General features: G+C 55.1%; 10 protein-coding genes. 7 read left to right on the top strand and 3 right to left on the bottom strand.

The genetic code is table 11. The annotated features are described in order from the left end of the window. Positions 1–493: 493 nt before the first annotated feature. Both Q0072_RS12255 and Q0072_RS12250 read right to left on the bottom strand, forming a co-directional pair. Positions 494–886 (bottom strand): ankyrin repeat domain-containing protein, encoded by a 393-nt coding sequence (locus tag Q0072_RS12255; RefSeq protein ID WP_298330468.1) that lies wholly within the window; start codon positions 884–886, stop codon positions 494–496. Between the two features lie 153 nt (positions 887–1,039). Beyond that, a complete protein-coding gene (locus Q0072_RS12250) occupies positions 1,040–1,546 on the bottom strand; it encodes a helix-turn-helix domain-containing protein (RefSeq protein WP_298330464.1) in 507 nt (168 codons plus the stop codon). A gap of 89 nt (positions 1,547–1,635) precedes the next feature. Here Q0072_RS12250 and Q0072_RS12245 point away from each other — a divergent pair, with 89 nt between their 5' ends. The 7 genes from Q0072_RS12245 (at position 1,636) to Q0072_RS12215 (ending at position 6,979) form a co-directional block, all read left to right on the top strand. Further along, the gene (locus Q0072_RS12245) at positions 1,636–2,088 is read left to right on the top strand and encodes an SRPBCC domain-containing protein (RefSeq protein ID WP_298330470.1); all 453 of its coding nucleotides are present in this window, start codon (positions 1,636–1,638) and stop codon (positions 2,086–2,088) included. 13 nt (positions 2,089–2,101) lie between these two features. Continuing rightward, positions 2,102–2,659, top strand: coding sequence for a dihydrofolate reductase family protein (locus Q0072_RS12240; protein ID WP_298330461.1), 558 nt, complete (start codon positions 2,102–2,104; stop codon positions 2,657–2,659). Positions 2,660–2,830: 171 nt separating this feature from the next. Continuing rightward, on the top strand, positions 2,831–3,043 hold the full coding sequence (locus Q0072_RS12235) for a hypothetical protein (RefSeq protein ID WP_298330458.1): 213 nt from the start codon (positions 2,831–2,833) through the stop codon (positions 3,041–3,043). A gap of 32 nt (positions 3,044–3,075) precedes the next feature. After that, positions 3,076–3,324, top strand: coding sequence for a GyrI-like domain-containing protein (locus tag Q0072_RS12230; RefSeq protein WP_298330455.1), 249 nt, complete (start codon positions 3,076–3,078; stop codon positions 3,322–3,324). Between the two features lie 327 nt (positions 3,325–3,651). Beyond that, the gene (locus Q0072_RS12225; protein WP_298330453.1) at positions 3,652–4,008 is read left to right on the top strand and encodes a PadR family transcriptional regulator; all 357 of its coding nucleotides are present in this window, start codon (positions 3,652–3,654) and stop codon (positions 4,006–4,008) included. Beyond that, a complete protein-coding gene (locus Q0072_RS12220; protein ID WP_298330451.1) occupies positions 4,005–4,580 on the top strand; it encodes a hypothetical protein in 576 nt (191 codons plus the stop codon). Before Q0072_RS12225 ends, Q0072_RS12220 begins: the two co-directional genes overlap by 4 nt. A 227-nt stretch (positions 4,581–4,807) precedes the next feature. After that, positions 4,808–6,979, top strand: coding sequence for an outer membrane beta-barrel family protein (locus Q0072_RS12215; protein ID WP_298330448.1), 2,172 nt, complete (start codon positions 4,808–4,810; stop codon positions 6,977–6,979). A 45-nt stretch (positions 6,980–7,024) separates the two neighbouring features. Here Q0072_RS12215 and Q0072_RS12210 read toward each other — a convergent pair. Next, on the bottom strand, positions 7,025–7,257 hold a 233-nt coding region (locus tag Q0072_RS12210), incomplete at its 5' end, for a hypothetical protein (protein WP_298330445.1).

Genomic DNA, 7,257 nt, shown 5'->3' with positions numbered 1-7,257 from the left:
TTCACCAACTCGGTTTGGCATTGGGAGGTCGCCCTGCCGCCAGTTTTGCCTCGCGCTTAATGGTTCCGGTGAGCAACGACACTTTGCTTCGTGTCGTTCGACGACGAAGTGGTAGGGCAGCCGGGATGTCGAGTTTGTACTTAGGTGCCTGCGCATAAGCGGGCGCAGCGCAAACGAGAGCGGTAGCCAACGCGATGGCTGCCAAAGAGACTGATGAGCGGTACTTTCGGTCCGAGACAGGTGTCATATTTTTCCCCTAGCCCACGCCACAAAAGGCGTGTCAGGCGATGGCGTCCCGTCACAAATCCGTCTCCACACCTCCAAATAGATTTTTACCGCTCAAGTGTCCCTCTACCATTACCGCATCATGCAACAGTCGCGTTTGCGCCCATTCCGGACATCAGCCGAACCAAAATTCGGGACGTCTGTAAGCGGTCATCGAGGTTTCTTTTTCTCTTTAACAGGCTGCACCAAACGATGGGGCACCGTCGTCTCACCGAGGCACGAAGAACTTTCGAGCGTCGTAATTGGCCATCGTCCCTGCCAACGAGCGAGGGGAAACTCCATGTTCATTTAAGATGTCGGGGTCTGCGCCTGCCTCAAGCAAGATCGAGATACATTCGTCGCCGTTTCGATAAGCAAATACAGCCCTGAATAATGCAGTGTTACCGTGCAAGTCGCGAAGATCTATGCAAGCCCCTGCGTCGATCAGCATTTGCGCTATCACCCGGTCGTTATTCTGCGCCGAAAAATGCAACGCCGTCCAACCACTTCTGTCGCTATGATTGACATCAGTATTTTCCCTAAGACGCGCGCCCACCTTTTCGCCATCCCCAACGATGACGGCGTCAATCAAAGCATTGCGTCCAAGGCTATCGGTACTCATGATGCGATCGTAGCATGGCTATCAGCTAAACCAATAGGGTCTTTAAAGAGCCATATCAGTCACCTACGTCGCCCCAGCGCCCGAAGCGGAAGTGGAGTGCTGGAACTTCGACGCGACTAACGAGCCTCCAGAGCGGACCTCAAAGGCGATGATTTATTCCGCTCTTGCCTGACGAGAAGCGGCAACCGCTTCCTCGTAGGTCGATTGAAGCTCTGCAAACACCGACCGCGCTGGGGCTGGGGCGGCCAGATGGATATGGCGCAGCTCTGCCATAAACGCCTCCCACAATGCCGGGCCGCCGCGTTCGAGGAGGTCTGCCCGCACTGAAAGTTCATAGCTGGGTCGAGTATGACGGTTCCCCCAGGCCCCCATATGCGCGAGCAGCGGCACCAGCTGAATGGCCGCTTCCGTCAGCTTATAAATGACTTTCTGCTTGTGACCGGGGTCCGGCAAACGGGTCAATAGACCCGACGCCGTCAGGCGCTTCAGCCGGTCGGCCAAGATGTTGGAGGCAATTTTCTCTTCGCTTTGCGCCAGCAGCTCGCCATAGGTCCCCCGGTTGCCGAACATAATATCGCGAATGACGATCAAGCTCCACCGATCGCCCAGCTGCTCAAGCGTCAGATTTATCGGACACCCGGAGCGATCTGTTTGCACCATGAGAATGCTCCCTACATACCGCTTGCATTATGCAGGGGGTTCTGTTAGCGTGCAACCACTTTCAAATTGCAGGGGGTTTGAACGTGCGTATGAGACTATGCCACGAGACTATCCAACTGGAGCAAGTCCTGCCCGTGCCCCCGGCGCGCGCATTTGCCGCCTATCTCAATAAGGCCGACCGTGAAATCTGGTCGGCACCGAGCGCCACTGCGGCGGTCATCATCGATAATGCCGATGTCCGCACCGGAGGCTCTGAAGCGACACGCTGCGGCGGCAAGAACGATCTGCGCTTCCGAACCGAGGTGCGCTATCACAGGGTCGAGGCGAATGCCTATCTCTGCTTTTCCGAGACGCTCTATGAGGGCGACGCCGTGCTAACCGCTGCGCTCATTACATTCGACTTCCGTGCCGAAGGCGACGAGCAGACCTGTCTGATCCTTACCGATCAAGTGACGTCATTTGTCGGCCCCGAAGCCCTCACAGGCCACCGGCAGGGCTTCGCGGCGAGTCTGCAAAATTTCAGAAACTTCCTCAACATTTGAATGGATTGCCCCTATGGCGAAGCTTATTCTTTCCATGAATGTTTCACTCGACGGCTATGTCGATGATGTTGATGGCGGATTGGTAATGGGAGCGCCAAGCCCAGAGGTCTTCCGGTTCTGGATCGAGAGCATTCGTCGCCACGCCGGCACGATCTATGGTCGAACCATGTACGAAGTGATGCGTTATTGGGACGTAGACCATCCGGAATGGCCAGAGAGCGAGCGGGTCGCGTTGCAGGAGTTCGCCACTGTGTGGCGCAGGATGCCAAAATGGGTGGTGTCCTCCATGCTATCCGAAGTCGGCCCCAATGCCACGCTTATCTCAGGCGACATAGAAACAAAGGTCCGCGACCTCAAGGCAAACACCGAAGGCGAAATCAGCGTCTCCGGCCCCCGCACCGCCGGGTTGATGACAGACTTCGGCTTGGTGGATGAGTATCACCTTATCGTCCGGCCCTATGTACTCGGCAAAGGCAAGCCTTTCTTCCACGCGGCCCGCCCGCCCCTGACGCTCATCTCTAATACGCAGTTAGACAAAGAGACGCTGCACCTGGTGTACGCATCATCCTGAACGCGGATCGCTATTTCCCTCGCACCCAATCCGGACACCTCCATCACAACCGATCCCCTTCCTGCAAAACGGAAGTCCATGTCTAATCCGCCGAACATGCCGCAAAAGGCATGGACTTTCCGCACGCTGTAACGCAGCCTAGGAGAAGGCAGGAACACGACTGGAGACACGATGATGCTCACGCTTCCAAAAATCGTTCAGCTCGAACCGAAAAGGTATGTGGCTGTTCGACAGCAGGTTGAGATGCCGTTTGGTGACGAGATTCCCCCCGCCCTGGACGAACTTTTCGCGCATTTGATGTGGTCGGTGCATCTCGAAACGGAAGTGAGTTTATCAAGTACAACCGAATCGATATGCCAAAGCTGGAAATCGAATGCGGGATAACCACCGAAGACATAATACCTATATCGGGGCGCTTGATCGAGGGCATCCTTCCGGCAGGACGCTATGTGAGTTTAGCCTATACCGGTCACTATGATGACCTTCTCACAGTAAACGCGATGCTGGTCGGCTGGGCCAAGGAGACGGGAATCATTTTCGACGCGGTAGAGACATCTGAAGGCGATGTGTTTGCGGCACGCCTCGAAGTCTATCATAATAATCCGACTGATGAGCCGGATCCCAGCAAGTGGCATACGACACTTCTGTTTAAGCTCGAGGACTGAGCTAAAAAGGCAGTGATCTTGGATAGAGGATCAAGGTCTTCCGGATTCAGAGTCGCTCTCGCGCCCGTTGCGGACATATGTGTGCCCGTTAGAGGTACATTCTGAAAGCGGACTTTAAGGGCAGTTTATCTCAGCCAGGCGCACCGCCCGTACAGAAACCCAACCGAGAATTCCGACGGCGGGTATCCGCGCCGTGTAAAAATGGCATCCCGACTGCCTTATAGAAACGCCTCGCCAATGCCCAGAGACCATTTGCCTGAAATTATCGCTTGCAATTTATAGGGCTTGACCACATACCTTGCATCACAAAGTAACATGTGATGCATAATGACCTCATCCGACAAAAGCTCAGACACTCGACGAACCCAGCTGTACAAAGGTGTGCTGGAGCTGGCGCTCTTGAGTTTACTAGATGAAGAGCCGCAATACGGACTGCGGATTTTGGATCGACTCCGCGAAGGGGCAGGCCTGGATCTATCCGAAGGCACGCTCTATCCGCTGCTTCACCGACTGAATAAGGCCGGTCTGATTTTGTCAGAATGGCGACACGAGGCCGACGCCTCACACCCACGCAAGTACTATGCACTGACCGCAATAGGTCAGGCAGAGCTTAACGCTCAGCGCCATGACTGGCTGACCCTTACTCAAAACCTGAACGCCTTTCTGTTGCGGAGATCGTCATGAACGACGCCAGCACTATCCACATCTGGTTGAACGAACTTGAACGCGCGCTGGCAGGCCTACCTGAAGCCAGCCGTCGGGACATCGTCAACGAAGCGCGCGCACATCTCGAAGATCGGGTGGCCGCCGGCCTTTCAGCCCGCTCAGCGCTGCATGGGTTTGGCACCGTCAAGGACTATGCGCGTCCATTCATAGAGGACTTTTTGTTATCGCGGGCTATCACATCAAACCATAGTTTGCATATGATCAAAGCCTTGGTCACCCATTCCGCCAGAAGCATCGTTGCCTTTCTCGGTTTGACCTTCGCCGCCGCCTTTGGGGGCTTGACCCTGATCAATCTGCTGTGGCTGATTGATAAGATTGGCAGCCCCGACAAGGTTGGGTACTTCACAGATGCTGGCGCTAACAACTACATAGGTCGTTTGCCGACAAGTGCCCTCGGCGCCACCGAACAGCTCGGCCCTTGGTGGTATGTACTCACGATAGCGGGGATTATCCTTTCGCTATTCCTGGCCCGGCTGTGTCTGCGTCTGTCCGGATTTGCTATTGTGCGGGCCCGCTCACAATCGGCTTAATATCAGATCGCCTCAAATCCCAACGAGAACGGAATCCCATAAAGCGGGCCCCACTTTACGCAAGAGTTGCGCGGCCACTGCAAAGCCGCAGGCGGAATGATGTTTTCATCTGAAGTCATCCGCCTCTAAAGACCTGAGCCAATCCACAAAACCGCCGAACTTCGGAAACTCTGCGTGCAGCGTCAGAGGCTGAGGTTGTGCGCGTATGATCTCACAGGAAACCTAACATGAAATGGCACTATTCGCGCTGTATGGCGCTTCTGACCTCAACGGCTTTGGTTATGACTATGGCCGGGCCGGTTGCCGCACGAGGGACACCTGGAAAGCCGAAACCGAAGCCAGAGACAGCCAAAACAGACAGCGACCTTACAACCGTAACCGTAACCGTGACCGTGACCGCCGCGAAGCCTACGACGAAGATCGACCGCGATGTCTATGATCCCAAGACCGATCCGGCATTGCCCAACTCAAATGCTGTCGATGTCCTGAATAAAGCGCCTGGCGTCAATGTAGATCCGGAAGGCAATGTCACCCTGCGTGGCAATTCTGCGGTACAGATCCTGGTCGATGGCAAACCCTCTGCCCTGATGCAGGGCAATTTTCGGGCGATTACCTTACAATCCCTGCCCGCCGATGCCATCGCCTCTATTGAAGTCATGACCACGCCATCAGCACAATTCAGCGCGGATGGCGGCGGCGGCATCATCAATATCGTCATGAAGAAAAACCGAACGCTCCGCCCAATCTTGGGGATGCGGCTTGGGGCCGGTAATGAGGGCCGTTACAGTATGGGGGTGAATGCCGGCGCAACCAAAGGCCGGTTGACCGTCAACGGTAGCCTGAACTTTAACCGGGATACGCGCCAACCCGAATTTAGCCTCGACCGTGAACGTTACGCTCCGACAGGTACATTTCGCTTCGGCGGCTTGAGCGACCTGCCGCAGTCCACCGACAGCTATGGTTTTATCGGTGCTGCTGGCTTCAGTCCTAGCGAGACTGATGCCCTGGGTTTAGAGGTGACACTGAACCGTAGCGATTACGAGTCTACGGGGCTAAGCGCCTTTGAAGAACGCGATCCTGTCGGAGAGATAACGACCCAATACCAAAGCCGTGACGACCGCGAGAATGCAAGTCAGCAAGGATCGGTACGTCTGAGTTTTAGTCATCGTGGTGACACAGAAGGTGAAACTTTGAAGGCTGACCTGCGGAAGAACCGTGGTACGCAATCAAGCGACACCGTATCCGACTATAGCTTTTCAACCGCCTCTCCAAACCGAAGGACTTTGCGATCCGGTGACAACACTCAGCGTGCACTGGCTATGAGCGTTGACTACAGTCGTCAGCTTTGGGGTGGCGTTTTTACGTCCGGCTTTGAACTGAACACCACTGTGACGAGAACCGGTAATGCCGAATATGATATCAGTCTGACCACGGCCGCACGCGCTCTGGATACCCGACGCAGCAACGCCTACGAAGTTAATCAAGATCAGATCGACGGGTACGTTACCTATCAGAAGGCCCTCGGCCTACGCTGGACCGTGCTGAGCGGCCTGCGGGTCGAAACCACGAATCTGACCCTCAACCAGGTGACCAGCCACGTTTCGGTCAGGCAAACCTACAGCCACATACATCCAAGCTTTGCGATACAGTACCTGCTGAGCGAAACGTCTAAGCTGAGGTATAACTACGGTCACCGAATAACACGGCCCAATGTGAGCGACCTCAATCCCTTCATCATCTATTGGGACGACCGCAATGCCCGTTCAGGTAATCCGGATCTGCAACCCTCAGAGACGCACCTCAGTGAACTGCGCTACGAATACAATAACCGTCCCAAAAACCTGACTTTTACAGCAACCTGGTTTTACAAGAAGACCGAAAACGTCTTTGTTGAACGCAGCACCTACATCGACGATAACATCTACCTGAGCCGTCGGGAAAACGGCGGTTATGGCTCGGAAAATGGCCTTGATCTGATGTATAATCGACGTATCGGGACGAAGTGGGATGTCAATTTGCAAACCACATTAAAGCGTGAGCGTCGTCCCCCGAGATCGTCAACTTTCACAACGATCACTGAGGCGGAAACGATGGCAGGTGGTGTGCGCATCGGCTATCGGATGTCGCCTAACGATCAGGTGCAGGTTTCGCTCAATGCGGCAGGCAAACAACTAACGGGCCAGGGCTATACAGAACCGACGCATCGCTGGAGCGTAAGCTACAGCCGCCGGATCAATGGGAAACTGACCGCCACCGCCAGCCTTCAGGATCACTCCACATCGCGCAGCATTATCGAGAACCAGGCCGGTCACACTGTCACAGAATTTAATCTGGGTGGCCTCAATGTCATGTTCGGTTTGCAAATCAATCCGTTCGGTATCAGCAGAGCTACGCGCTGACGCGTGAATCTTCGAAAAGCGCCGATTGCGGCCCATTGGGACGACCTAAAAACTCTCGAAGCCGGACATGAGAGAGGGTTCGGGCCTCAAGCTGGCGTTAGTGGACCGGGGCTGGTTTTCGACAACAAATCCGCCAAGTTGAGCCTCGCGGGCACGCTCACCCTGCCGGATGGAAAAGGCCCCTTCCCTGCGGTTATTCTTGTATGCGGTACAGGTCCGAACATGCGAGACGAAGACGTGGCAGGTCACAAAGTCTTCCTGGTGCTTGCCGATGCGCT

It is taken from the genome of Asticcacaulis sp. (genome assembly GCF_027484505.1).
GTDB lineage: Bacteria > Pseudomonadota > Alphaproteobacteria > Caulobacterales > Caulobacteraceae > Asticcacaulis.
This window is presented reverse-complemented; position numbering and strand designations above follow the sequence as displayed.